This window comes from Natronoarchaeum mannanilyticum (assembly GCF_039522665.1).
Classification (GTDB): Archaea; Halobacteriota; Halobacteria; order Halobacteriales; family Natronoarchaeaceae; genus Natronoarchaeum; species Natronoarchaeum mannanilyticum.
In genome coordinates this window covers 75,773-99,730 of record NZ_BAAADV010000001.1, presented here as the reverse complement: position 1 = coordinate 99,730, position 23,958 = coordinate 75,773, and the positions used below count along the sequence as shown (strand labels likewise).

22 protein-coding genes and 1 tRNA gene are annotated in these 23,958 nt (G+C 66.9%); 16 read left to right on the top strand and 7 right to left on the bottom strand.

All coding sequences use genetic code 11. The annotated features are described in order from the left end of the window. Nucleotides 1-171: 171 nt before the first annotated feature. The 8 genes from ABDZ81_RS00535 (at nucleotide 172) to ABDZ81_RS00500 (ending at nucleotide 10,376) form a co-directional block, all read left to right on the top strand. Nucleotides 172-999, top strand: coding sequence for a pantoate kinase (locus ABDZ81_RS00535; RefSeq protein ID WP_343771853.1), 828 nt, complete (start codon nucleotides 172-174; stop codon nucleotides 997-999). A gap of 279 nt (nucleotides 1,000-1,278) precedes the next feature. Next, a complete protein-coding gene (locus ABDZ81_RS00530; RefSeq protein ID WP_343771852.1) occupies nucleotides 1,279-5,448 on the top strand; it encodes an ATPase, T2SS/T4P/T4SS family in 4,170 nt (1,389 codons plus the stop codon). A 2-nt stretch (nucleotides 5,449-5,450) separates the two neighbouring features. Continuing rightward, complete coding sequence (locus tag ABDZ81_RS00525) at nucleotides 5,451-7,496, top strand: type II secretion system F family protein (RefSeq protein ID WP_343771851.1); 2,046 nt, start codon at nucleotides 5,451-5,453, stop codon at nucleotides 7,494-7,496. Between the two features lies 1 nt (nucleotide 7,497). Next, nucleotides 7,498-8,034: a DUF7287 family protein gene (locus ABDZ81_RS00520; protein WP_343771849.1), complete on the top strand. Its 537-nt coding sequence runs from the start codon at nucleotides 7,498-7,500 to the stop codon at nucleotides 8,032-8,034. A gap of 2 nt (nucleotides 8,035-8,036) precedes the next feature. Next, nucleotides 8,037-8,681, top strand: a complete 645-nt coding sequence (locus ABDZ81_RS00515; RefSeq protein ID WP_425541901.1) for a DUF7288 family protein — start codon at nucleotides 8,037-8,039, stop codon at nucleotides 8,679-8,681. Between the two features lie 2 nt (nucleotides 8,682-8,683). After that, nucleotides 8,684-9,121, top strand: coding sequence for a DUF7261 family protein (locus tag ABDZ81_RS00510; protein WP_343771846.1), 438 nt, complete (start codon nucleotides 8,684-8,686; stop codon nucleotides 9,119-9,121). After that, nucleotides 9,118-9,609 (top strand): DUF7266 family protein, encoded by a 492-nt coding sequence (locus ABDZ81_RS00505; protein WP_343771845.1) that lies wholly within the window; start codon nucleotides 9,118-9,120, stop codon nucleotides 9,607-9,609. The genes ABDZ81_RS00510 and ABDZ81_RS00505 overlap by 4 nt, the downstream gene beginning before the upstream one ends. Beyond that, nucleotides 9,606-10,376, top strand: a complete 771-nt coding sequence (locus ABDZ81_RS00500) for a DUF7289 family protein (protein WP_343771844.1) — start codon at nucleotides 9,606-9,608, stop codon at nucleotides 10,374-10,376. The genes ABDZ81_RS00505 and ABDZ81_RS00500 overlap by 4 nt, the downstream gene beginning before the upstream one ends. 21 nt (nucleotides 10,377-10,397) lie before the next feature. Here the strand turns inward: ABDZ81_RS00500 and ABDZ81_RS00495 are convergent, their stop codons facing one another. Both ABDZ81_RS00495 and ABDZ81_RS00490 read right to left on the bottom strand, forming a co-directional pair. Then, nucleotides 10,398-11,660 carry a HEAT repeat domain-containing protein gene (locus tag ABDZ81_RS00495; RefSeq protein ID WP_343771843.1) on the bottom strand — a complete coding sequence of 421 codons (1,263 nt, stop codon included), beginning with the start codon at nucleotides 11,658-11,660 and terminating at the stop codon, nucleotides 10,398-10,400. Between the two features lie 95 nt (nucleotides 11,661-11,755). Continuing rightward, nucleotides 11,756-12,484: a protein sorting system archaetidylserine synthase gene (locus tag ABDZ81_RS00490; RefSeq protein WP_343771842.1), complete on the bottom strand. Its 729-nt coding sequence runs from the start codon at nucleotides 12,482-12,484 to the stop codon at nucleotides 11,756-11,758. 265 nt (nucleotides 12,485-12,749) lie between these two features. Here ABDZ81_RS00490 and ABDZ81_RS00485 point away from each other — a divergent pair, with 265 nt between their 5' ends. Then, nucleotides 12,750-13,175: a cupredoxin domain-containing protein gene (locus tag ABDZ81_RS00485; protein WP_343771841.1), complete on the top strand. Its 426-nt coding sequence runs from the start codon at nucleotides 12,750-12,752 to the stop codon at nucleotides 13,173-13,175. An 84-nt stretch (nucleotides 13,176-13,259) separates the two neighbouring features. Here the strand turns inward: ABDZ81_RS00485 and ABDZ81_RS00480 are convergent, their stop codons facing one another. The 4 genes from ABDZ81_RS00480 to ABDZ81_RS00465 are packed head-to-tail and all read right to left on the bottom strand — an operon-like array spanning nucleotide 13,260 to nucleotide 15,849. After that, nucleotides 13,260-13,895 carry a 30S ribosomal protein S3ae gene (locus tag ABDZ81_RS00480; protein ID WP_343771840.1) on the bottom strand — a complete coding sequence of 212 codons (636 nt, stop codon included), beginning with the start codon at nucleotides 13,893-13,895 and terminating at the stop codon, nucleotides 13,260-13,262. Then, nucleotides 13,892-14,194: a KEOPS complex subunit Pcc1 gene (locus ABDZ81_RS00475; protein WP_343771839.1), complete on the bottom strand. Its 303-nt coding sequence runs from the start codon at nucleotides 14,192-14,194 to the stop codon at nucleotides 13,892-13,894. Before ABDZ81_RS00475 ends, ABDZ81_RS00480 begins: the two co-directional genes overlap by 4 nt. Beyond that, a complete protein-coding gene (locus tag ABDZ81_RS00470) occupies nucleotides 14,191-15,381 on the bottom strand; it encodes a serine/threonine-protein kinase (RefSeq protein ID WP_343771837.1) in 1,191 nt (396 codons plus the stop codon). Before ABDZ81_RS00470 ends, ABDZ81_RS00475 begins: the two co-directional genes overlap by 4 nt. A gap of 6 nt (nucleotides 15,382-15,387) precedes the next feature. Next, on the bottom strand, nucleotides 15,388-15,849 hold the full coding sequence (locus ABDZ81_RS00465; protein WP_343771836.1) for a 30S ribosomal protein S15: 462 nt from the start codon (nucleotides 15,847-15,849) through the stop codon (nucleotides 15,388-15,390). A gap of 303 nt (nucleotides 15,850-16,152) precedes the next feature. On the opposite strand from ABDZ81_RS00465, the gene ABDZ81_RS00460 reads away from it, so the two are divergent. Continuing rightward, nucleotides 16,153-16,224 (top strand) — tRNA-Ala (locus ABDZ81_RS00460). A gap of 219 nt (nucleotides 16,225-16,443) precedes the next feature. Then, on the top strand, nucleotides 16,444-17,901 hold the full coding sequence (locus tag ABDZ81_RS00455; RefSeq protein ID WP_343771835.1) for a dihydrolipoyl dehydrogenase: 1,458 nt from the start codon (nucleotides 16,444-16,446) through the stop codon (nucleotides 17,899-17,901). A gap of 245 nt (nucleotides 17,902-18,146) precedes the next feature. On the opposite strand, the gene ABDZ81_RS00450 is transcribed toward ABDZ81_RS00455, so the two are convergent. After that, nucleotides 18,147-19,568, bottom strand: a complete 1,422-nt coding sequence (locus ABDZ81_RS00450) for an FAD-dependent oxidoreductase (protein ID WP_343771833.1) — start codon at nucleotides 19,566-19,568, stop codon at nucleotides 18,147-18,149. 179 nt (nucleotides 19,569-19,747) lie between these two features. Here ABDZ81_RS00450 and surE point away from each other — a divergent pair, with 179 nt between their 5' ends. The 5 genes from surE (at nucleotide 19,748) to ABDZ81_RS00425 (ending at nucleotide 23,949) form a co-directional block, all read left to right on the top strand. Then, complete coding sequence (gene surE / locus ABDZ81_RS00445; RefSeq protein ID WP_343771832.1) at nucleotides 19,748-20,542, top strand: 5'/3'-nucleotidase SurE; 795 nt, start codon at nucleotides 19,748-19,750, stop codon at nucleotides 20,540-20,542. Between the two features lie 90 nt (nucleotides 20,543-20,632). After that, nucleotides 20,633-21,184, top strand: coding sequence for an archaellin/type IV pilin N-terminal domain-containing protein (locus ABDZ81_RS00440; RefSeq protein ID WP_343771831.1), 552 nt, complete (start codon nucleotides 20,633-20,635; stop codon nucleotides 21,182-21,184). A gap of 91 nt (nucleotides 21,185-21,275) precedes the next feature. Next, entirely contained in the window at nucleotides 21,276-21,539 is a 264-nt protein-coding gene (locus ABDZ81_RS00435) for a hypothetical protein (RefSeq protein WP_343771830.1), read from the top strand. A 54-nt stretch (nucleotides 21,540-21,593) separates the two neighbouring features. Next, nucleotides 21,594-21,824 carry a SelT/SelW/SelH family protein gene (locus tag ABDZ81_RS00430; protein ID WP_343771829.1) on the top strand — a complete coding sequence of 77 codons (231 nt, stop codon included), beginning with the start codon at nucleotides 21,594-21,596 and terminating at the stop codon, nucleotides 21,822-21,824. A 229-nt stretch (nucleotides 21,825-22,053) separates the two neighbouring features. Further along, nucleotides 22,054-23,949: a 2-oxoacid:acceptor oxidoreductase subunit alpha gene (locus tag ABDZ81_RS00425; RefSeq protein WP_343771827.1), complete on the top strand. Its 1,896-nt coding sequence runs from the start codon at nucleotides 22,054-22,056 to the stop codon at nucleotides 23,947-23,949. The last annotated feature ends 9 nt before the right edge of the window (nucleotides 23,950-23,958 follow it).

Here is a 23,958-nt window from a genome sequence, read left to right as displayed (position 1 = left end):
GGCGCCGAAGCGCGTCGCGCTTCGAGCCCCGACTCGCTTTGCTCGTCGAGACGCCGCGGCGCCGGTCTCGATCCACACGAGTATCGCCGACCGCCAATCTGTACGCTTATTGGGATCCGCCGGAAAGACCGCTCCAATGACCGGGCTGGGACGAGACCGAGGAGGACGACGATGAGCGACGAGGCGACCGCGTTCGTGCCGGGCCACGTCACCGGTTTTTTCACCGTCTCGGAGGACGACGACCCGACGAAGGCCGGATCGCAGGGCGCCGGACTGGCGCTGACCGACGGCGTCGAGGTGACGGTGCGGCCGGCCGACGAGCGCGAGATGTATCTCGACGGCGCGAGCATCGACGTCGAGCCGGTCGAGCGCGTCCTCGACGCGCTGGACGCCGACGCGGTCGTGACGGCCGAATCGGAGCTCCCGCTCGGATCGGGGTTCGGCGTCTCGGGGGCACTGTCGCTCGGGACGGCGTTGGCGGCCAACCGCGCGCTCGGACTGGCGCTCTCGGAGAACGAGCTCGTGACGATCGCCCACGGCGCGGAGGTCCAGTCCGGAACCGGGCTCGGGGACGTGGTCGCGCAGGCGCGGGGCGGCGTCCCGATCAGGCTCGAACCCGGCGGGCCCCAGCACAACCTGCTCGACGCCGTCCCCGCACGCGCACGCGTCGAATACGTCACGTTCGGGGAACTCGACACCGAAGCGGTGCTCGGCGGCGAGACTGACCCGATCGACGAGGCGGGCGAGCGCGCGCTCTCCCGGGTCGTGCGCGAGCCGACGCTGTCGAGTTTTATCTTCGCCTCGCGCCGCTTCGCTCGGGAGGCGGAGCTGTTGAGCGAGCGGGTCGGAGAGGCGATTCAGGACGTCAGCGAGGCCGGCGGGCAGGCGTCGATGGCGATGCTCGGCGAGACGGTGTTCGCACTCGGGACCGGGCTGACCGACGCAGGGTACGATCCGGAAGTTTGTGCCACGCATCCCGCAGGCGCGATGCTCAGGTAGCTGCATTTGACATCCTCCCCGCCCAGAAGGGTGGGGTTGTAGCCTCGAATCTTCCATGACCGCCTTATGAACGGGGTCCCAAACACGTTAAAATTCTATAACTAGGTAGAAGTAATGATAGCGGGATGGCTGAGCAATAATCGACGATAGATGCCGAGAGCGCGGCACGTGTCCGGGGGTCGGCCAATCTACCGTCGTGACTGTCCGGCGGCCAACGTAGTTATCAGCAGTAATAATTGTCGGAAGGTTTTATGATTGGTCAAAGAAAGGGTGTATCCAATGGCTATCGACGACGCCGACCAGTCGGGTTCTGGACGATTCGACGGCGCCGATGAGTCGGCCACCTCCGAGGACGACGGGGATCCGTCATCGGACGCGACGCCCGCGAGTGTCGGGGGGTACACGTGGGCGGATTTCATGGAGGAGTTCGGATACGGTACCGAGGTCTCGGAGCTGTATCCGGATCCCGAGGACGAGCGTCTCGGCCTCGACGCCGGTGCCGACGACGACGAGGACGCCGAACCGGAGAAACCGTCCGGAGCCGACTGGAACCGCGTGCAGTTCGACCCCGTCCCGTATCTCGGATTTCATCCCGACGAGCTGGGGTCCGTGTTCGGCGACCACGAGGAGATCGCCGAGGACGTCGACCGGACGCTCTGGGAGTACATCGACCCCGTCCAGACGCCCTGCGTCAAGGACGCCTACGAGTGGGAGCATTTCAAACAGGAGTTCTACTACGAGGGGCGCGGCACCGGCGTCGAGGCGCCCCGCGAGGACGGCGAGAAAGTTCCCTTCGAGCCCGAAGAGCATCTCGGCTTCGAGCCCGAGGACGTAGAGAACAAGCTGTTCGAGGGCAACTCGAAGGCCGAGGAGCTGGCCGATCTCGTCGACGAACGGACCGTCAACGTCGAACACGAGGCCGAAGACGAGTTCTTCTCGACAGTCGAGGGCCACACCACCGTGGTCAACCGCTACGACCTCGAGAAGGCCGTCCCGATGGAGAAGAAGATCCACTTCCGGGAGGAGAACCGCTACTGGGTCAACAAACCCTACTCGTTCATCATCCTGTTTCACTCCGAGAAGGAAAACGAGAAGAAGTACTACGCGATCGAGCCCCACCTCAACGAGATCGAAATCGACCTGCAGGAGTTCCTCTCCGGGAAGCTCCGAACCGCGATCAAGTACGCCGACGACGACATCGCGACCGGGGGCGACGAGTCAGTCCGCAAGGACGTGATCGATCGGGAGACCAAGAAACTGCTCCAGCGCTACGACCTCTTTACCAGCCCCGGTAGCGGCAGCGGCGACTACGTGACGGAGATCAAGAAGCTGCTCGGCCGCGACGTCGAGCCCGACGACGAGGACGACGGCGGGCTCCACGGCATCGAGGCGCGACCCGAACCCGCCGTACTGGAGGACGACCCCGAGACGCTGACGGAGTACCAGGTCGAGAAGCTACTCTACCTGCTGAAGCGGAACTTCATCGGCTACGAGCGGATCGACCCGATCAAGCACGACATCAACGTCGAGGACATCTCCTGCGACGGGTACAACTCGCCCGTCTTCGTCTACCACAGCGACTACGAGCAGATCATCACGAACATCTACCACGGCGAGGAGGAGCTCGACGACTTCGTCGTCAAGATGGCCCAGCGCTCGGGCAAAGGGATCAGCAAGCGCCGACCCCAGGTCGACGCCACGCTACCCGACGGGTCGCGCTCTCAGCTGACGCTGGGGCGCGAGGTGTCCGACCACGGGACCAACTACACGATCCGTCAGTTCAAGGACGTCCCCTTCACGCCGATCGACCTGATCAACTGGACGACGTTCTCGCTCGACGAGATGGCGTTCCTCTGGCTCTGCATCGAGAACCACAAGAGCCTGATCTTCGCGGGCGGTACGGCTTCGGGGAAGACGACGAGCCTGAACGCCGTCTCGCTGTTCATCCCGAGCAACACGAAGATCGTCTCCATCGAGGACACCCGCGAGGTCGAGCTACCCCAGCGAAACTGGATCGCCAGCATCACGCGCCCGTCGTTCTCTGACGACTCGCAGGGCGACGTCGACGAGTTCGACCTGCTGGAGGCCGCGCTCCGCCAGCGTCCCGACTACATCGTGATGGGCGAGATCCGCGGGGAGGAGGGCCGGACGCTGTTCCAGGTGATGTCGACCGGCCACACCACCTACACCACGTTCCACGCAGACTCGGTCGGCGAAGTGCTCAAGCGGTTCACCACGGCGCCGATCAACGTCTCGAAGACGATGTTCACGGCGCTGGACCTGGTGTCGATCCAGACCCAGACCCGCGTCCAGGGCAACAAGGTCCGCCGGAACAAGGTGCTGACCGAGGTCAACCACTACGACGCCGAGAACGACGAAATCAACGTCCAGGACGTCTACCAGTGGCAGGCCGAGACAGACGAGTTCCTGAAGATGGGCGAGTCGAACACCTTGGAGGAGATCAAGTTCGACCGCGGGTGGGGCCAGGAGCGGCTCGACCGGGAACTCGAGAAGCGCCGGGTGATCCTCGCGTACCTCATCAAGAACGACCTCAACGAGTACGCGCAGGTCGCGGCGACGATCCAGGCCTTCATCAACGATCCGGAGACGATCCTGACGCTGATCGCCAACGGCGTTCTGGAGGACAGTCTCGAAGACCTCCGGGAGATGGAGAGCGTCCTGATCGACGTCGATCCCGAGAAAGAAGAGCTCGTCCCCCGTCCCGACCCCGATCAGGAGGGGATGAACGAGGTGACCGACGTTCTCGAACGCGCCGAGGAGTCGATCCTCCAGGAGTACAAGGGCAAGACCCCGAGCGGTCTGGCGAGCGCCCTCGACGGCGTCGAGGAAGCCTCGGAGCCGGAACTGACCGGCGACGACGGGGGCGACGAGTTCGAGTTCGACGACTCGACGCCCGACGAGGACGCCTTCGGCATCGACGGCGACAGCATCTCCTTCGGCGACGCCGGCGAGGACGTCGAGGAGCCCGACTGGTTCAGCGACGACGGCGGCTTCTTCTTCGACGACGGCGCCGACGCGGACGCGTCGGGCGAGGAGGTACCGTCCGAAGCCCGGGACGCCATCGACAACCTCGACACCGAGACCGGCGACGCCGACGCCGCGGCCGACGGAGCGTCCGCCGACGCGGCCGACTCGCCGAGCGCGTCGACGCCGGCCATCGAGAGCCCGGACGACGCGGAGGCGCCGGACGAACCGTCGCCGGCGAGCGGGGGCGAGACCGTCGACGCTGGGGAGTCGGCGTCGCCCTCGCAGGACCAGTCGAGCGAAACTTCGGACGCGCTGCCGGCTGCCGAACCGGCGGAGTCGGACGCTGCCTCCGGCATCGACGCGGACTCGGCGTCCGAGCCGTCCGAAACGGATACGCCCATCGAAACGGCTGAAGCCGAGGCGTCGACCGACCGGACGGACGCCGAAGCAGCGACGGAACCTGCCGACGCCGACCCCGAGTCCGCCGAACCGGATGTCGGGGCGGAGTCTGCTGAAGCGGCCGCCCGAGCGGACTCGGCCGAGGCGGACGCAGAAACGGAACCGGTCGAACCGGACGCCGACGCGGAGCCCGCCGAAACCGAGTCGACCGAAGCAGCAGCCGCGACTGAGACCGAAGACGCCGACACCGGGTTCGGCTCCGAGAAACCCGATGCCGAGGAGACCGAAGCCGGCTCCGTCTTCGGCGACGACGCCGAAGCGGGAGGAGTGTTCAGCGACGACCCCGAACCCGCGGACGACGGGTCGCTGTTCGACGACGCGGACGACGGATTCGGCGGTCCGACGACCGACGACTTCGAGGGCGACGTCGACGGCCCGTTCGGCGACCGGTCGGACTCGGAACCGGACAGTTCGGCTGACGACGCCCCCGAATCGGTTGAGCCGGATGAACCAGCGACTGGACCACACGAACCGACACCGGAGCCAGCCGAACCGGCACCGGCCACCGACGAACCGGCGACCGAACCGGACGCCGACGCGGAGCCCGCCCGACCGGTTGACGAGGACTCGACGGACCGACCGCCGACCGACGCCGAAACGCCGAGCGTCGACACGTCCGCGGACACTGCATCGGACGCCGAAACGCCGGACCCGGAACGGACGCCGGGCGCCGAAACGCCGGACGTGGAGGCCGAACGGACGCCCGACGCCGCGGACGCGTCGGCGCCGGACGAGAACGAGGGGACCGACGCCACCGAGGACCGAACGTCGGTCGATCCGGCAGCCGCCGAGTCGATGTTCGACACCGGTGAGGGCGGTGACGTGTTCAGCGACGACGACGCCGAGGACGTCGAGGAGTCGGGGTCGATCTTCGACGAGATCGACAGCGCGGACGACGACTCGATCTTCACGGAAGACGACGAGGACGACGGCGGCGGTCCGGACAAGGAGATAGAGGGGTTCGAGTACGTCGACTTCGACGCCGAGGACGGTGATGACTGACGATGAGCCTGGATACGGCCGGTAACGGACCGGGCGGCAGCGGATTCAGCACCGGAAGCGGGCTCGGCGACGCGTTCTACCCGCTGTACGACCGGCTGTTCAGCGAGGACAGCGACTTCGTCAGGGACGTCGAGCGAAAGCTCGGCGAGGCGCGGATGCCGGTCACCGTCGAGATGTACATCTCGCGCGCGCTGGCGATCGGCGTCATGAGCGGCGTCGTGCTGTGGGTGCTCGGGATCCTGGTCGGCTACTCGCTGGTTTCGATCGGCGTGTTCAGCAGCACCGAACCGCTGCTCGGGATGCCCGTCCCCAACGAGGCGGTGCTCGAGTTCATCCAGACGGTCAAGATACCGGCGATCATCTTCGCCAGCGGGCTCGTGTTCGGCGCGATCGGGTTCGGCATCGGATTCGGGACGCTGATCGCGGTGCCGTACTCCAGATCGTCGGCGCGCAAGCGCGAGATCAACATGCTGTTGCCCGACGCCGTCTCGTTCATGTACGCCCTCTCGATCGGGGGGCTCAACCAGCTCGAAATTCTGGAGGCGATGGCGAAAGCCGACGACACGTACGGCGAGGTCGCAAAGGAGTTCCAGAGCATCGTCCAGGAGACCGAGTACTTCGACACGGACTACCGCTCGGCGATCCGGAACCAGTCGATGAACACGCCCAGCGACGAGCTGAGCCAGTTCCTCACCGACATGCTGTCGATCGTCAACAGCGGCGGCGACATGCAGGACTTTCTCAACGACAAGAAAGAAAAGCACATGCGAACCGCCAAGCAGCAACAGGAGCTCACTCTCGAGACCCTCGAGCTGTTCGGCGAGATGTACATGACGCTGTCGCTGTTCCCGCTGCTCTTGATCATCATCCTCGTCATCATGCAGATGATGGGCCAGAGCAGGACCGAGATGCTGTACGGCACCGTCTACGGGATGATCCCGCTGACGGGGCTGGGCTTCCTGGTGCTGGTCTCGACGGTGAAAGAAGACGAGGTCGGCGACGGGTTCCTCAACCCGCAGGGATCGAGCCAGTGGGTGCAAGTCGACAAAGACAGCGGCCTACTCGATCTCGGCCTGATCGAGGCGTACACCGGCGAGTTCAGCGTGTTCGACCGGATCAAGAACCGCGAGGGGACCCTGGAGACACTCGACGTGCTCCGGCGGCCGCACATCTTCTTCCGGGACAACCCGCTGATGACGCTGGCGCTGACCGTCCCCGCCGCGCTGGTCATCGTCTCGACCGCGCTGGTCGCGGGCTCGGCGCCGACGTCGCTGGGTGCGATGAAGTCCAACCCCGTCTGGGGGACGTTCGTGTACGTCTACCTCCCGCTGTACATCATCCTGGTGCCGCTGACGGTGTTCTACGAGTGGAACGTCCGCTACAGAAAGCGCGTACTCGGTGAGATTTCGGAGAACCTCCGGAAGCTCTCGAGCGCCAACGACACCGGGCTGACGCTGCTGGAGTCGTTCAACACCGTCGCCGAGACGTCCACGGGGAAACTCGCAACCGAGTTCGAGACGATGTACGCGAAGGTCAACTACGGGATGAATTTGCGGGACGCGCTGGTCGAGTTCAACAACAAGTACCACGTCCCGCGACTCGCCCGCACGGTGAAGCTGATCAGCAAGGCCCAGGAGGCGTCGAGCCAGATCTCGGACGTGCTTTCGACCGCCGCGCAGGCCAGCGAAAACCAGGACGACATCGTCCGCGAGCGCAAGTCACGAACGCGGATGCAGATGGTCATCATCATCATGACGTACCTGACGCTGCTGGCGGTGATGGCGATCCTGCAGACGCAGTTCCTCGACGTGATGGCCGGGCTGACCGACAGCGCGGGCGGGGGCGGCGGCGCCGGCGGCCCCGCGGCGCTGGGAGCCAACGTCGACACCCAGCTGATGTCGATGCTGTTCTTCCACGCCGTGACGATGCAGGCGATCCTGTCGGGCCTGATCAGCGGCTACATCCGCGACGCGGATCTGCTCAGCGGCTGCAAGTTCGTGGTCGTGCTGGTGACTATCGCGCTCGCCGTCTGGGCGGTCGTCGGATAACATGTCCGGCGATCGACTTCCCGGCGCGGCGTTCGGCGACGACGAGCGCGCCCAGACCGTCCAGGACTTCGCGGTCGGCATCAGCATCTTCCTGCTGGTCGTGGGCGCGGTGTTTCTCATGTTCCCGTCGCTGTTCACCCCCTACGAGCAGGCGATCGCCGACGAGGGCCCCGACAGCCAGGCCGACCGGATCGGGATGTTGATCGCCGACAACGTGACCGGTGATGAGGGGACGAACGAGCTAACCAGCAGCGAGATCAACTACTGGTTCGCTGGGGACGAGGATGACCTTCGCAGAGCCGTCGGCGTCTCCTCGAACACTCAGGTCAACGTGACGCTAACCACTATCGGAACTGATCGCGAGGGTCCGATCGCTCTCGACGATGACGACGCCGATATCGACGCCGACGAAGCGGCAGTCGGGCCGTCGCCGGAGGGACGCGATACCTCGACGGCGGCTCGAATCGTCACCGTAGGGGATAACGACTGGGTAGACGATCCTGGTCCGGCGTACAGACTAGTCGTGAGGGTGTGGTGACCATGATCGGGAACGGTGGATCCGACGACGACCGTGGACAGGCCTACACCCTCGAAGGGATCATCGGCGCGATGATCCTGCTCACCGCAGTGCTGATGGCGCTAAACTCGGCGGTGTTGCTTCCCTCGACTTCGGGGACGATCGACAGGGGCGTCCAGTCAGACGTCGGGCAGCAGGCGACCGACGTTCTCAGGATCGCCGACGAGGACGGCAATCTCTCGGCGACGTTACGGTGCTGGGACACTTCCGGAGACGGAAGGTTCAATGGGTCAACGGGCGCGGAGGGGGCTTACCGCAACGGCGATGAGATCAACAACTCGCTGGGGACGATGCTTACGGAGACGTTCTCGGAGAGATACAGCAGTTACACCATGAAGGCAGTGTATCGACCGGAAGAGGGCGAAGACGCGATCGAAGGAGGTGAACAATCGGTCATCGAACAGGGGAACGCGCTTCGCAAGTCGATCACCGTCTCACACACTGTCACGCTATACGAGGACCAGACGCTAACGTCGTCGTGTACCGATGACTCGGACCCACTTACACTTCGAGAGGCGCACGATGAGAACTATCCGATCCCACCGGCGACGTCCGAGTCGAACCACATCTACAACGTCGTAGAGGTGCGGCTGACGATCATCTGGTAACCATGATAGACACACAATCCGATCGCGGCCAGCTCATCCTCGCGGGCGCGGTGTCGTTCGCGCTGATACTCATCGCCATCGCGCTGGTGTTCTCGACGACGCTGTTTACCGCCAGCGTCGGATCGAGCGGCACCGTCGAGACGGTGGCCGACGGGACCGGCGTCGAGCAGTCGGTCGAGAACACGACGGCCACGCTGATCCACGAGGTCAACGAGGACGTCGACAATGGCTACCCGGACGAGCTCGAAGAGAACGTCTCGACGTACAACAACCTGTTAGCGAACAGCACCGCGGCGTCCGGTCCGACGTACGTCAACGTCACCGTGGTCGAAACCGGGCCATCAGATTCGGACGCCGAAATCGACTGGGCAGAGGTCCGAATCATCTACGAAACGTCAGCCGTCCAGCGCGAAACCACGATCAACGTGAGCGCACCATGAGACGAAAACGAACCTTCAGCACGGACGACCGCGGCGTCTCGACGGCGCTGACTCACGTGCTGACGATCGGTATCACCACGATCCTGATCTCGGGGCTGTTCATCGGGACGACGACGATGCTCGAAAGCCAGATGGACCGCGCGGCCTACCAGGAGATGGAGACGATCGGGGAACGCCTCGGGGCGGAGATCACCGCCGTCGACCAGGCGGCGAACCGATCATCGAACGGCACGACGAACGTCACTGTTTCACACCCGAATACTGTCGCTGGCAGCTCCTATCGCATCGAACTTGCACACGGTGACGACGCGTGCGGGACGTGGGATCGGGAAACGTGTCTGATACTCTCCGCGAGCCAGACGTCCGAGGACGTCGAAGTGCCGTTCAAGAACGTGACGGCCGTCGAACCGACCTCCGTCACCGGCGGCGACATCAGGATCACCTACAACGAGACCGTCGACGACAAGATCACGCTGGAGGAAGCATGATCGGACCGACGCCGATGCGACGGCCCGACCCCACGGACGACCGGGCGGTCAGCGACGTGCTGGCGTTCATCCTGGTGTTCTCGATCATCATCACGTCGGTCGGACTCGTGTACGTGTTCGGCATGGGCGCGCTCGGCGAGGCGCAGATCAACGAACAGAACAGGAACGCCGAGCGTGCGTTCGAGACGATGACGGTGAGTTTCAGCGACCTGCAGACGGGCCGCGGCGTCGAACGACTGAGCCAGCTTAACCCGCGCGGCGGCGGCGTGAGCGTGGACGACAGCACCCGGTTGAACGTGTCCGTCGACGGGGTTCCCTGGTACGACGGGCCCGTCGGCACGCTCGACTACAACCACGAGGGGACCGAGATCAGTTACGAACTCGGCGCGGCGTTCCGCGCCGACGATGGACACAGCGTGATGGTGCGGCCGCCCGAGTTCGTCTGCACGACGTCGTCGAGCGGCCCCGATCGCGCCATCGTGTCGTACACGAACCTGACGGCCACGCAGCCGTCGTCGGTGTCGACGTCGTCGACGCTTCGCATCCGCGCGACGAAAGACCGGACGGGCCTCAATAGGTCGTCCGGAAACCTGACCGTCGCCATCGAGGATTCGACCCACGCCGACGCCTGGGAGCGGTACTTCGACGAGAACGGATGGACGGACGTGGACGGGCCGTCGGGAAGCACCGGCGACGTCGAAGCGACCTGTGCGGCCGACGACGCGACGATCCGCGAGACGGAGTTAGAAATCGAGTTGCTGCTGTGAGCGGTCGGAGCCGCTCGCTACTTAGATAGCCTTCTCGGCTTCCGACTGAACGAGGTACGCGCGGTCGTCGCTGTACCGACTAACCTCGTCGAGGGCGTCCTCGGTGCCGATCTGCACCAGCGCCCAGGCGGCGCTCGCGCGAACCGTGTCGGAGTCGTCGTTATCGAGAACGTCCGCGAGCGGCTCGACCGCGCGGGTGTCGCCGATCATTCCCAGCGATCGGGCGGCGCGCGAGCGGATTTCCTCGTTGTCGGAGACGAGCTTGTCGGCGACGTCCTGGGTCACCTCGTCGCTGCCGATCTCGCCCAGCGCCTTGAGGACGACCTTCTGGAGGCCGGGGTTGCCGTCGCCCTCGATGTACTCGACGAGCGTGTCGACCGGCTCGTCGCTGCCGATCTTGCCCAGAATTTCGATGGCGTCCTGGTCGCGCTTCTGGGCGCGTTCCATCATGGGCTCGACGGCCTCCTCGGGGCCCATCCGGCGGAGCGCCTCGAGGCAGTGTTCCTCCATGAAATCGGAGTCGAGCAGGTCGAGCGCGACGAGGATCTTGTCGACCTCGCCGCGCTTCTCGAACACCTTCAGCGCGTGCCACTCGGGCGGGAAGTCCTTCCGGTGGTCGAGCACGTCGTAGAACCCGTGATGGTCGAGTTTCTCGCGCACCGAGAGGTCGCTCCACGTCTCGGCGTCCTCGACGCCGGCGACGAGCGCCTCGGCGTGCTCGAGCAGCGCTGCGATCGTCTCGGCGTCCTCGTCGGCGTCGAGATCGGCGTCTTCGACGCCGTCGATCGCCGCCTCGAGCGCTTCGGCCAGGTCGTCGGTCTCCTCGCCGGTCCGCTCGAAGGCCTGGTCGAGTTCGTCGCCGGCGGCGTCGAGGAACTCGTCGACGACCGTCGCGAGCTCCGCGGCACCGGCCTCGGTCCACTCGCTCGACTCGATCTCGTCGATCGCCGATTCGATCTCGGCGACGACGTCCTCGGCGTAGGGGCCTCGCTGTTCTTCGAGCTGCTCTTCGAGGTCCTCTTTTTCGGACTCGATTTCTTCCTCGGGCGGGTCCTCGTCCTCGTCGTCCGGCTCGGGGAGGTCCGCGGCCTCGAGATCGGTCTCGAGGTCTTCCAGCTCGGCCTCGACCTCGTCGAGATCGTCCTCGCTTTCGGCCTCGTCGAGCTGGGCCTCGATCGCCTCGAGGCGCTCGCGGAGCGACTCGACCGTGATCTCCTCGGCGGCGTCGCCGTTTTGCTCGGGGTCACCGTTCTCCTCGGCGTCCCCGCTCTCCTCGTCGCTCATGCGGACACCCCCGGGAGCGCGCCGTCGGCTCCCGACCGGGACGTCGCGCCGCTCGGACTCGTGACCATATACTCGAACCTGTGTGCGTACGTCCCCTAAGCGTTTCCTTTCGACCCCACCAGCGGGGGCTCGGGTAGCCCGTCGCGCCAGTAGAACCGCGGCCCGAGCGTCAGGTACGCCAGCGCGAGGACGAGCAGCGCGAACGGGAAGGAGTTGTTCGCGTAGGACGGCAGCAAAATCGCGAGCGAGTGGGTCACGCCCATGATAAAGGCGTCGCGAGCCAGCAGATCGGGGTACTCGATCGGCGAGACCATCAGGTAACAGAACAGGGCCGTCGCCGCGATCAGCACGTCGGGGTCGGTCATCCCCGCGAGGACGGCCGCGCTGAGGATCGTCGCGGCCAGCGTCGTCGGGACGCCCTCGGTGTACTCGTCTTTGGTGTCGTAGGCGGTGTACATCCCCAGGCGCAACACGGCCATCGCGACGAACAGCGCGGGAACGCCCGCTGTCAGCGCGGCTTCGGGCGTCGGGGCGGGCGCCGTCACGCCCCAGCCGTCTCGGACGGCGACGAACACGAGCGCCGCCGGCGCCACCGCGAAGGAGGCGACGTCGGCCAGCGAGTCGAGGTAGGGGCCGGCCGCAGAGCTCCCGACGTGGCGCGCGACGACGCCGTCGAGCCCGTCGGCGACGGCCGCGAGCAACAGCAGCCGGGCGCCGAGCTCGACGTCCTCGAACGTCGTCAGGACGGCGAGAAAGCCAAGCGCCGCGTTGGCCACCGTCACCGCGTCGGCGAGACTCACCCGGCCGACGAACCGAGGCTGCATGTGCGTCGGAAATGCCCACGCGGGACTTACGTCTTTACATTCCCCGCGCTAGCAGTACCGTTCGCTGTTCTTGGTGGGGCAATCGACGCTGTCAACACCTCGAAAGCCCCCGGCCCCTTTCAGTCCCACCCGATGGCCTGTTAGGTCAGCCGACGCAGACGGGGGCTTTCGAGGTGGTCGCAGTTTCCGTGGAGAGACTCGGGGAGCATCAGTCACGCTCGAACGAATCGGCGCTCATAAATCCTCCCGGTCCCGAGACAGAGGCATGAAGCGTCGCGCGTACCTGGCCGCGGTCGGGAGCGTCGCCGCGGCGGGACTGTCGGGCTGTACCGTCCTCGGACTCGGCGAGAGCGGCGGCGACGACTACGACATCGGGATGAGTGCGAACGGCTTCCTGCCGGACACCTACGAGGTGTCGGTCGGCGACACCGTCGTCTGGCGGAACACCAGTTCGCGCGGCCACTCGGTGACGGCCTACGAGGACAACATCCCCGAAGAGGCGGAGTACTTCGCGACCGGCGGCCACGAGAGCCAGTCCGAGGCCGAGGACGCCTGGACGAACAGCCGGAGCGGCAACATCCAGCGCGGCCAGACGTTCGAGCACACCTTCGAGGTGCCCGGCGAGTACGGCTACTACTGCATCCCCCACGTTCCGCAGGGGATGGACGGGACGATCGTCGTCACCGAGTAGCGCCGTCGCAGTCTCTCATGGCGCCGAGCGGCGTTACCACTCGCCGGTCGAGCGCGCGAAAAAGGTTCAGTTCGGAATCGCCGATCAGACCTCGACGTCGTCGTCGTCGACGTCGACCGCGGTCTCCTCCTCGGCGGCGACCTCTTCGGGTCGGGCTTCCAGCGTCGTCTTCTGGATCTCGACGCGGCGCAGCGGGTAGATCTCCTTCCCCTCGCCGTAGATCGCGCTGGAGAGGCGGCCGTCGACGATACTGTCGAGCAGCTGCTCGAAGGAGTGCTCCTCGGCGGACTCCTCGACCAGGTCGATCATCGTTCGGCGGATCGCCTGCTCCTGGCTGGCGTCGGCCTTCTTCGTCGTGAACGCGACGGGCTGGACCTGGACGCGGTAGTCGTCGGTCGTCAGCACCGTGACGTACGCCTCGACCTTCGACGCGCCCCGGCGGACGAGGCTGCGGAGGTAGTCGCGGGTGAGCTCGTGCTTGACGAACTCGGTGTAGGCCGCGTCGCTCCCGACGTCGTTGATCTTGAACTTCAGCTTGGTGTTGTTCTCGCTGGACTCGTTGCGGAGGTCGCCCAGCGTGGTCTCGATCGTGCGACCGAGGACCTTGTCCGGTTCGTCTGCGGGGGTCTCGCCCAGCTCCTCGCGGTCGAACTGCTCGGGAGCGTGGATGGTGTACCACCGCTTTTCCTGTGCCTGCTTCGATACGGATCGTTCGCTCATGATTGTGTGTTGGTGTGTCGTTTCGCGTGCTGTGCGACTCGCGTCGCGACGTCCACGTTGACCACGTAGTCGTCGACGTTGGTCCTGAGTCCGCCGGTCGTCTCGCGCTCGATCTCGGTGACGACGGTCGCCGAGTCTTCCCCGGCGTCGGCCGGCGCGTCGGCGTTGTCGGACGAGGCGTCCGTCGCCCCGTCCGGCCGCTCGACGCGCGTCGACATCTCGTCGGTGTTGTCGGGGCGGATCGCCCGCGCGATCACGTGCGCGTCGTCAAGTTCGGAGCGGATCGTCGCCCGTCTCATAGCGCCTCCCTGAACGCGGCGATGAACGCCTTGGTGTCGCCGTCGAACCGTGCGAACCCGCGCTCGGGGCCGCCGGCCGACGCGCCGCCGACCTCTTCGACGGCAGCGGCGAGCGCGGCGTCCACGCCGGACGCCGCGGCGGCCGCGACGGCGGCCTCGTCGTCCGAGACGGCCATCGCGACCGGCTCCGGGGACTGGAAGTCCCGCAGGAGCCGGGCGGTCGTCCGGACCGGAGCGTCGTCGACGCGCGCGACGAACAGGCCGTCGTACCGGCCGGTCGTCGCTTCGTCGAGTCCGCGGTGGGCCGCGGCGGCGTGAGCGCGCCAGGTTTCGATCGCGTCCGCGCGGGCGTCGTGGCCCAGCGCGAGCGCGACGCCGGTGCCCGGCGCGTCGGTCGCCACCGCCGAGAGCACGTCGGCGTACCCCTCGACGGTCGCGAACGGCGCGTCGGCGGGCGCGGCGTGCGGTCGGAGCGCGTGCTCGATCGCGTCGACGGCGCGTTCAGTCGCCGCGTCAGTCTCGGTCGCCTCCAGCGCGAACAGCGATGCGACGCGCCGGTGCGCGTCCGCGTCGAGTTCGGCCGGCAGCCCGAGTTCGGCGAGCGTCGCCTGCGCCGCACCGGGGTCGCCCGAGAACGGCGCGCGGGCGAGCGTGGTGTGGGCCAGCCCGTCCGCGAGATCGGCCGTCGGCGTCCCGACGCCGGGGCGCCGCTCGACGCCGGCCTCGCGCGCGGCCTCCAGCACCGTGCTGGTGTCGCCCGCGCCGGGCGTCTCGCCCGCCGCGAGGACGCCGGCGAGCGCGAGGACGGGATCGGGCGTCGCGCCCAGCTCCCGCGCGCTCTCGAAGGCGGTGAGGCTCGCCGGTCGGTCGGTCGCCGAGATCGAGAGTGCGCCGGCGCCCTCAGCTTCGGCGTCGACGTCGGTCGGCGCAACGCCGTTCCCGACCGTCACGGCCAGCGTCTCCGGATCGCCGGCGGCGATCCGGTCGGCGCTCTCGGCGGCCGTCTCGACGACGCCGACCTGAAACGGCCGGCGCAGGTCGTCGAGCGCTCGCGCGAGGACGCCCGCGGCGGCCAGCGCGTCGCCGTCCGCGTTCGCGAACAGCCGAACGAACGGCGCGTCGCGAACGGCGGCGGCGATATCGCTGGCGGCGGGGGCGTCGGGTTCGGTGCGACCGGCGGCGGACATCGTGATCTACAGGAGCTCCTTGGCTCGCTCGTAGGTGTACTTGAAGTCCTCGTCGATCTCGTCGCCGCGGTAGTAGTTGGCCAGGCGGCGAACCTTCGACTCGGTGTTCTGGAGCGCGCGCTTGTTCTGGTGGTCCTGGGGGTTCTCCTCGACGTGCTCGTAGAGGCGAACCGAGCGCTCGAGCAGGTTCCGGAGGTCCTCGGGGAGGTCGCTCTCGGCGTCGTTCTCCTCGAGAATCTCCTTGACCTTCTTGCCGGTCGCCAGCTTGACGTCCGGGACGGGCGTGCCCTTCACGCCCTCGTCGCGCAGTTTCATCCCGATCTGGCTCGGGTCGTGGCCCTGCTCTGCCAGTTCGACGACGCGCTCTTCGATCTCGTCGGCGTCGACGTCGCTCCACTCCGGCGGTTCGTCTGCCGTGGGGTGGTCCGATCCGGACGACCCACGGCGATCAGTGTGCATTCGTGCCATGTATTTGAGGATAGGAACCGCACAACCGCAGACGTAATCCGGCCGCTGCGGGCCGGGCGCACTTCCGCAATCCCGAGCCGCGAGAAACGCGGCGTGTCAGATTTGCGGCCGTGCTGTTCCCGACGGGAACTTGCGCGGACGCCGACTAAAGGATTTCGTAACGCTCGCCGGAGCTGCCGAAATCAGCTGGTTCGGGATGCCATCGGACCGTCACGGATCTCTGTCCCGTGCCACACAATCCCGTCCCGTCGTCTATTTCGAGAGGTTTATACCGGAGCGGCAGATAGCCAGTAGTGCGTTCGAGGGCTCGTAGATCAGCGGTAGATCATCCCCCTGGCACGGGGAAGGCCTCGGGTTCAAATCCCGACGAGTCCACTTCCTTCGCTCACTTCGTTCGCTCAGTCAGCGGACTCGTCGACGTCACACTCGCTCCCTCCGGTCGCTCGCGTGACTCCCGACGAGTCCACACGTTTTCCTCCGTGTTTCGATCGCAGTAACGACGCCCCGTTTCGGTCTGGAGAACCCGCCGCGTTCGGACGCGCGGGTCGCAATGACGGGCCCGGATTCATTGCGTCCGGCGTGATAATCGGACGCATGGAAGGGTACGACTTTCTGGTGATCGGCTCGGGCTCCGGCCTCGACGTCGCCAACGCGGCGGCGAACCGCGGGCAATCGGTCGCCGTCGTGGAGAAGGGGCCGCTCGGCGGGACGTGTCTGAACCGCGGCTGCATCCCCTCGAAGATGCTGCTGTACCGCGCGGAGGTCCTCGAAACGATCGAGCGCGCCGACGAGTTCGGCATCGACGCGTCGGTCGAGGGCGTCGAGTTCGCCGACATCGTCCGGGGGGTCAACGAGGAGGTCGCCGAGGACGCCGACTCGATCGAGCGGGGCCTGAGCTCGTCCTCCCGGCACGACCTGTATCAGGCCGAAGCCCGGTTCGTCGACGAGAAGACGGTCGAACTCGTCGCGGGCGACGATCAGGGCGAGCAACTACGGGCGGAGACCGTGCTGATCGCCGCCGGAGCGCGACCGTCGATTCCGCCGATCGACGGCATCGAGGACGTCGACTACGTGACCAGCAAGGAAGCGCTCCAGCTCGAAGCGCCGCCCGAACACCTCGTCGTGATCGGCGGGGGGTACATCGCCGCCGAGCTCGGCCACTTCTTCGGCACGTTCGGCAGCGACGTCTCGATCGTCGGTCGGCGTCCGAACCTGTTGCCGGACGCCGACGAGGAAGTCGCCGCCGAGTTCACCGAGCGACTCGACGATCGCCTCGACGTGTACGCGGGCTACGAGGCGACGGCGGTTTCGCAGTCGGACGGCGAGATCGCCGTGGAGGCCCGGGAGTACCCGCAGCCGGGAGAAGAGCCGTACCCGGAACCCCAATCCGGCGAGGGCGCCGCCGAGCGCGTGACCATCAGCGGCGACGAACTGCTCGTCGCGACCGGCAGAACTCCCAACACGGACACGCTGAACGTCGACGCGGCGGGCGTCGAGACCGACGACGCCGGGTTCGTCGAGACCGACGAGTACCTGCGGACGACGGCCGACGGCGTCTGGGCGCTGGGCGACATCGTCGGCGAGTACCTGCTGAAACACAGCGCCAACCACGAAGCGCAAGCGGTCGCGCGCAACGTCCTCGGCGACGAGCCGGAGCCGGTCGATTACACCGCGATGCCGTTCGCCGTGTTCTCCTCGCCGGAGGTCGCCGGCGTCGGCGCGACCGAACAGGAGCTGCGGACCGCCGACACGGAGTACGCCAAGCGAACCTACCGGTACGAGGACACGGCCCGTGGCAGCGCGATGAAGGCCGAGGGGTTCGTCAAGCCGCTCATCGATATGGAGGGCGAGATTCTTGGCTGTCACATCGTCGGTCCGGAAGCGTCGAACCTGATCGAGGAGGTCGTCGTCGCGATGAAAGCCGGGTCCGGGACCGTGCGAGATATTCGCGAGTCGGTCCACATCCACCCCGCGCTCTCGGAGGTCGTCCAGCGGGCGTTCTCCGGGCAGTTCACTCGCGGCGGCGACCACCAGCATCACCACCATCACTGATACCGCCAGCATCACACTGATACCGACCGATACCGCACACCGTGCAGGTGCGTTCGGCGCCGACGAGGTGATCGACGACGCCGGCCTCGTCACGATCGACGTCTCAGCGTCCGCTCGCCGGTCGGCCGCGACTACGAGATCATCACGTTCTGACGTCGAGCGCCCTGACTTCGTAGTTCGAAGCAAGCGACCGCACTGCCGCGGTTCGCTGCGACAGCGTCGACGGCGAGCCGCACGCGCCAGAACTACCGATCCGGTTCGAGCTTCCCGCCCAGCACCTTCGCCGCGGTCAGCACGGGGTCCCATGTGGTGTTGAACGGCGGCGCGTAGGCGAGGTCGTAGTCCGACAGTTCGTCGACGGTGACGCCCTCGGTCACGGCGCCGACGAGCGCGTGGCTCCGGTGGACGGCGCCCTCCCCGTACTCCGAGACGAGACAGCCGCCCAGGATCCGACCGGAGTCGCGGTCGGCGGTGAGCGTCACGGTCACCGTCCCGCCGTCGGGGTAGTAGCCCGCGCGGGACTTTGCGTCGATCGTCTCGGTGATCGGATCGAACCCCGCCGCGCGGCCCTCCTCGTGGTCGAGGATGCCGGTCCGGGCGGCCTCGACTTCGAAGGCCTTGACGGCGGCCGTCCCCGCGATTCCGCCGCCCTTCGACGGCGTCCCGGCGACGGTCTGACCGACCGCGCGCCCGTGGCGGTTCGCCGTCAGCGCCAGCGGGACGTACGCCGCTTCGCCCGTGACGACGTGTTCGGCCTCGGCGCAGTCGCCCGCCGCGTAGACGTCGGGTTTGTTCGTCTCACGGTAGGCGTCGGTCGCGATCGCGCCCGTCTCGCCGAGTTCGATCCCGGCGTCCTCGGCCAGTTCCGTCCGCGGTCGGACGCCGGTGCCGACCAGCGCCATGTCGATCGGGACGCGGTCGTCGGTCGTCTCGATCGCCTCGACGCGGTCGTCGCCGACCAGCGCCTCGACCTCGTCTTCCAGGTACACCGCGACGTCTTGATCGCGGAGGTGATCGAGAATGCGCTCGCTCGTCGCCTCGCTGAACTGCTTGAGGATGCGGTCGCCGCGCTGGAACAGGTGGACCTCGAAGCCGTTGGCCGCCAGCGCCTCGGCCATCTCGACGCCGATGTATCCGCCGCCGACGACCCCGACCGGCCCGCTGCAGGTGTCGAGGAACTGGCAGGCCGGGCCCCGATCGGGCTGGTGGAGGTCGTCGTCGGATCGCGATCGGGCGACGTACTCGCGGAGGTCGTTGCCGTCCGACATCGAGCCGAGCGTGAAGACGCCCTCGCGGTCGAGCCCCTCGATCGGCGGCTCGACGGCGGCCGCGCCGGTCGCCAGCAGCAGGTGGTCGTACGCCACCGTCACCTCGCCGTCGTCGCTGCGGGCGGTGACGGTGCGGTCGTCGGGGTCGACGTCGATCACGTCGTGGCCAGTCCGGAGGTCGATGTCGCGTTCCTCGCGGAACTCCTCGGGCGTCACCGAAACCAGATCCTGCAGCGACTGGATCTCGCCCTTGACGTAGTACGGCAGCCCGCAGGCGCCGTATGACACCCACTCGCCCCGCTCGAACACGACGACGTCGAGATCGGGATCGTCTCGTTTGGCCTTGCTCGCGGCCGACATGCCGGCGGCGTCGCCGCCGACTACGACGAACGTAGTCACGCGTCAACAGTTGTCGACGGGACGCATAAATCCGCCCCGAGTGTGCGGAGCCTTCGCATTCGGGACGGGAGGCGCTCGCGCCGGATTCGGGCGGTTCCGATCGAGGATCGGCGTCGAGCGGGCGCAGTGTTCGATCGGCGACCGGTGTGCTTTTCGCCGGGGCGTCCGACCGTCCCGGCATGGACGAGTCCGAGGAGCCGGAGATCCTCCTGACGAACGACGACGGGATCGGGAGCGTCGGGATCCGGGCGCTCCACGACGCGCTGGCCGACATCGGCAACGTGACCGTGGTCGCGCCGGCCGACGACCAGAGCGCGGTCGGTCGCGCCATGTCGACCGAGGTCGGGATCGAGGAGCACGAGCTGGGCTACGCCATCGCCGGGACGCCGTCGGACTGCGTGGTCGCCGGGCTGGAGGCGATCGGTCCCTACCCCGATCTGGTGGTGTCGGGCTGCAATCGCGGCGCGAACCTCGGCGAGTACGTGCTCGGTCGCTCGGGGACGGTCAGCGCGGCGGTCGAGGCGGCCTTCTTCGGCATCCCCGCGATCGCCGTTTCGCTGTACGTGCCCACGGGTGACATGGAGTTCCACGAGGTCGAAACGACCCGCGAGGACTACGCCGAGGCCGCCCGAGCGACCGAGTACCTCGTCGAGAATGCCGCGGGGAACGGCGTGTTCGAGCAGGCCGACTACCTCAACGTCAACGCCCCGCTGCCGGACGGCGACCCGGCGCCGATGACCGTCACGCGCCCTTCCCACGTCTACGACATGGACGCGACGCACAACGGCGACACGATCGCGCTCCACGACCGGATCTGGGACCGGATGGCCGAGGGCGACATCGAGGACGCCGAGGGGACGGATCGCCGGGCCGTCGTGGAGGGACGTGTGAGTGTCTCCCCGCTGACCGCACCCCACACCACCGAGCACCACGAGGCGCTCGACGCCGTCGTCGAGTCGTACCCGTCGCGGTGAGATTTTCCTCCCGGATTCCGGATTCGTTCATCGCCAAGAACCGACGTATTTTTGTTCAGGTCACGATAGTATTTTAGCCGATAGGCGAAGATGGATTTGGGCCGGCGACACGGAGAGGACGACCGCGCGCAGGTCGGCGTCGAGCTGCTGGTGGTGTTCATCGCGGCGGTCCTCGTCGCGGCGATCGCGGCGTCGCTCCTGCTGAACACGGCGCTCGCGCTGCAGGCTCAGGCCGAGGAGACGGGCGAGGAGAGCCTCGACCAACTCACCGAACGAGTGCAGGTCGTCTCGGCGCTCGGTGAGGTCGGCGATGATGGGACCATCGAGACGGTCAAGCTCAGGGTTCGGACGGCACCGGGGGCCGACTCGGTCGACCTGGGGTCGGCGTCGGTCCAGACGGTCGGCGACGGCGTCGAGCCGTCTCCCTCCGTCGAGGTCGTCGGCGACGACGACGCGGTACTGACCGAGGGGAGCGACATCGGGTACGTCCGCATCTACGGCGAGGCGGGACTCGACGAGGGGGAGGGCCTATCGCCCGGCGACGAGGTGACGGTCCGCCTGACGACGGCGGCCGGGGCGACCACGACGCACACGCTGCGAGTCCCCGAAACGCTGGCTGGCGAGAGCGTCGTCGAACTCTGACCGCCCCGGCACGGAGTGTACGACCGCGTGCTCCGGGTGACCGACCGAAACTGTTTTTGCCGGCGGCGGGAGTCTGTGACGGACGAGCACGATGGACGCACGACTGCAGACGCTGGCGACGCTCTACCGGGCGGCGCCGACCCGCACGACGCTGTTTACGTTCCTGCCGCTCCTGCTGGCGGCCGCACTCGTAGTCAACGGTTTCGCGTTCGGCGCCTCGCTCTCGATCGCGCTTCCCGCGGCCGCGGCGCTGGTCGCGTACGCCGCGATGACGACGCGCTACCACATCGCCTCGCTCCGGCGTCGTCGCATCACCGCCTTCGCGATCGCGGCCGAGGCCGACGATCGCGAGTAACGGAGCCGGTCGACCGGCCGCGCCTTTTTGCCGGTTCGGCCGAAACCGTCGCACATGACGACAGTCGAAATCGAGTACTGCGTCCCCTGCGGCCACCTCGACCGGGCGATGGACCTTCAGCGCGCGATCCTCCAGGCGCTGGAGCGAGACGTCGAAGCCGTCACGCTCCGAACCGGCGACGGCGGCGTGTTCAGAGTCGACGTGGACGGCGAGACGGTCTTCGACGTCGCCGACGACGAGTTCGACGTCGACGAGATCGTCCGATCGGTCAGGCAACGGATCTGACGGGTCGCCAGTCGGAGCAGTCGAGCGGCCGGGGCCCGTGGTACCAACTGGCGGTAGACGGAGGTCGCGTAGCAGCGGCGATCCGAATCTATCACGAATATACGCTAGAATTTCTGCGGTGTAAGGAGACCTTCATAATAGTTCCTTGCCAACGGATAGCAAAGGCTTTAGTTCGGGTCAGTCCAAAGATTCAGATACTGCTGGCCCGCTACGGGCCGGGACACCAAATATGACTGACGACGAACTCATCTGGCGAATCGCGGGCGGTTCCGGAGACGGAATCGACTCGACGAGCCAGAACTTCGCCAAGGCCCTGATGCGATCGGGGCTGAACGTGTTCACGCATCGTCACTACCCGTCGCGAATCCGCGGTGGCCACACGTACGTGGAGATTCGCGCCGCCGACCACGACGTACAGTCGCGCGGTGACGGGTACAACTTCCTGCTCGCGCTGGGGGACTCGTTCGCCCGGAACCCGCAGGACGAAGCATACTACGGCGACGAGGAGATCAAGCCGCTCTCGGAGAACCTCGACGACCTCCGAGAGGGCGGGATCATCGTGTACGACTCCGGCCTGCTCGATTCCGAGGACGTCCCGGAGCTCGAGGAGCGCGCCGAGGAGAACGACTGGCACGTCTTCGACATCGATCTTCGCTCGATCGCCAAGGAGCACGGCCGCGAGGTCATGCGCAACACCGCCGGCGTCGGCGTCACCGCCGCGCTGCTGGACATCGAGCTCGAACCGTTCGAGGACCTCATGGAGGAGGCCATGGGCGGCGACATCCTCGAACAGAACATCGAGGTGCTCCACGACGCCTACGAACTCGTGCAGGACGAGTACGAGTTCGAGCACGACCTGCGCGTCCCCGAGGGGTCCACCGAGGAAGAGCAGGTGCTCGTTTCGGGCTCGAACGGCGTCGCCTACGGCGCCCTGGACGCCGGCTGCCGCTTCATCGCCGGCTACCCGATGACGCCGTGGACCGACGTGTTCACGATCATGTCCCAGAACCTGCCGAAGTTCAACGGGATCTCCGAGCAGGTCGAGGACGAGATCGCCGCCGCGGCGCTGGCGGTCGGCGCCAGCCACGCCGGCGTGAAGTCGATGTCCGGTTCCTCGGGCGGCGGCTTCGCGCTGATGAGCGAGCCCCTCGGCCTCGCCGAGATGACCGAGACGCCGATCGTGCTGATCGAGGCGATGCGGGCCGGCCCCTCGACGGGGATGCCCACCAAGCCCGAGCAGTCCGACCTCGAGCACATCCTGTACACGAGTCAGGGTGACTCGAACCGCGTCGTGTTCGCGCCCGGCAACCCCGCCGAGGCCTACGAGCAGACGCGGATGGCGTTCAAGATCGCCTACGACTACCAGATCCCGGCGATCGTCATCATCGACCAGAAGCTCTCCGGCGAGAACCGCAGCGTCCCCAAGGACTTTTTCGACCGCCAGCCCGATCCGGACCCGGGCAGCGTCCTCACCGAAGAGGAGATCGCCGAGGCGGCCCACGACGAGTCGGGCAAGTTCCAGCGCTTCCTCCACGACACGGAGGACGGCGTCAGCCCGCGCTCGCTGCCCGGCCAGAAGGGCGGCCGTTACCTCGCCACGGGTAACGAGCACAACCTCTCGGGCCACATCAGCGAGGACCCCGAAAACCGCGTCGCCCAGATGGACCGGCGCATGCAGAAGTTCCAGTCCATCCGCACGGAGCTCGACGAGGACCACGAGTCCCAGCAGTCCTACCACGGTCCCGAGGACGCCGACTACGGGCTCGTCGTCTGGGGCTCCCAGCAGGGCGCCGTCGAGGAGTCGGTCGACCGACTCAACGACCAGGGCTACTCGGTCAAGTCCATCGGCGTCAGCGACCTGATGCCGTACCCCAAGAAGGAGATGACCGAGTTCCTCGAGAGCGTCGACGAGGCGATCGTCGTCGAGATGAACGCCACCGCCCAGTTCCGCGGCCTGACCCAGAAGGAGCTCGGCCGGTTCGGTGACAAGCTCTCGAGCCTGCTCAAGTACAACGGCAACCCCTTCGAGCCCTGGGAGATCGTCGAGGGCTTCGAGGCGCAGATCGACGGCGAGGGCCAGACGCCGGGCACCAACACCCGCATCGAGCCCGCCGCCGGGGACTAACCACGAGGT

Excerpts from the sequence above, each read along its gene's own strand:
- ABDZ81_RS00535 (WP_343771853.1), top strand. The coding sequence starts at position 172 with ATGAGCGACGAGGCGACCGCGTTCGTGCCGGGCCACGTCACCGGTTTT.
- ABDZ81_RS00530 (WP_343771852.1), top strand. The coding sequence starts at position 1,279 with ATGGCTATCGACGACGCCGACCAGTCGGGTTCTGGACGATTCGACGGC.
- ABDZ81_RS00525 (WP_343771851.1), top strand. The coding sequence starts at position 5,451 with ATGAGCCTGGATACGGCCGGTAACGGACCGGGCGGCAGCGGATTCAGC.
- ABDZ81_RS00520 (WP_343771849.1), top strand. The coding sequence starts at position 7,498 with ATGTCCGGCGATCGACTTCCCGGCGCGGCGTTCGGCGACGACGAGCGC.
- ABDZ81_RS00515 (WP_425541901.1), top strand. The coding sequence starts at position 8,037 with ATGATCGGGAACGGTGGATCCGACGACGACCGTGGACAGGCCTACACC.
- ABDZ81_RS00510 (WP_343771846.1), top strand. The coding sequence starts at position 8,684 with ATGATAGACACACAATCCGATCGCGGCCAGCTCATCCTCGCGGGCGCG.
- ABDZ81_RS00505 (WP_343771845.1), top strand. The coding sequence starts at position 9,118 with ATGAGACGAAAACGAACCTTCAGCACGGACGACCGCGGCGTCTCGACG.
- ABDZ81_RS00500 (WP_343771844.1), top strand. The coding sequence starts at position 9,606 with ATGATCGGACCGACGCCGATGCGACGGCCCGACCCCACGGACGACCGG.
- ABDZ81_RS00495 (WP_343771843.1), bottom strand. The coding sequence starts at position 11,660 with ATGAGCGACGAGGAGAGCGGGGACGCCGAGGAGAACGGTGACCCCGAG.
- ABDZ81_RS00490 (WP_343771842.1), bottom strand. The coding sequence starts at position 12,484 with ATGCAGCCTCGGTTCGTCGGCCGGGTGAGTCTCGCCGACGCGGTGACG.
- ABDZ81_RS00485 (WP_343771841.1), top strand. The coding sequence starts at position 12,750 with ATGAAGCGTCGCGCGTACCTGGCCGCGGTCGGGAGCGTCGCCGCGGCG.
- ABDZ81_RS00480 (WP_343771840.1), bottom strand. The coding sequence starts at position 13,895 with ATGAGCGAACGATCCGTATCGAAGCAGGCACAGGAAAAGCGGTGGTAC.
- ABDZ81_RS00475 (WP_343771839.1), bottom strand. The coding sequence starts at position 14,194 with ATGAGACGGGCGACGATCCGCTCCGAACTTGACGACGCGCACGTGATC.
- ABDZ81_RS00470 (WP_343771837.1), bottom strand. The coding sequence starts at position 15,381 with ATGTCCGCCGCCGGTCGCACCGAACCCGACGCCCCCGCCGCCAGCGAT.
- ABDZ81_RS00465 (WP_343771836.1), bottom strand. The coding sequence starts at position 15,849 with ATGGCACGAATGCACACTGATCGCCGTGGGTCGTCCGGATCGGACCAC.
- ABDZ81_RS00455 (WP_343771835.1), top strand. The coding sequence starts at position 16,444 with ATGGAAGGGTACGACTTTCTGGTGATCGGCTCGGGCTCCGGCCTCGAC.
- surE (WP_343771832.1), top strand. The coding sequence starts at position 19,748 with ATGGACGAGTCCGAGGAGCCGGAGATCCTCCTGACGAACGACGACGGG.
- ABDZ81_RS00440 (WP_343771831.1), top strand. The coding sequence starts at position 20,633 with ATGGATTTGGGCCGGCGACACGGAGAGGACGACCGCGCGCAGGTCGGC.
- ABDZ81_RS00435 (WP_343771830.1), top strand. The coding sequence starts at position 21,276 with ATGGACGCACGACTGCAGACGCTGGCGACGCTCTACCGGGCGGCGCCG.
- ABDZ81_RS00430 (WP_343771829.1), top strand. The coding sequence starts at position 21,594 with ATGACGACAGTCGAAATCGAGTACTGCGTCCCCTGCGGCCACCTCGAC.
- ABDZ81_RS00425 (WP_343771827.1), top strand. The coding sequence starts at position 22,054 with ATGACTGACGACGAACTCATCTGGCGAATCGCGGGCGGTTCCGGAGAC.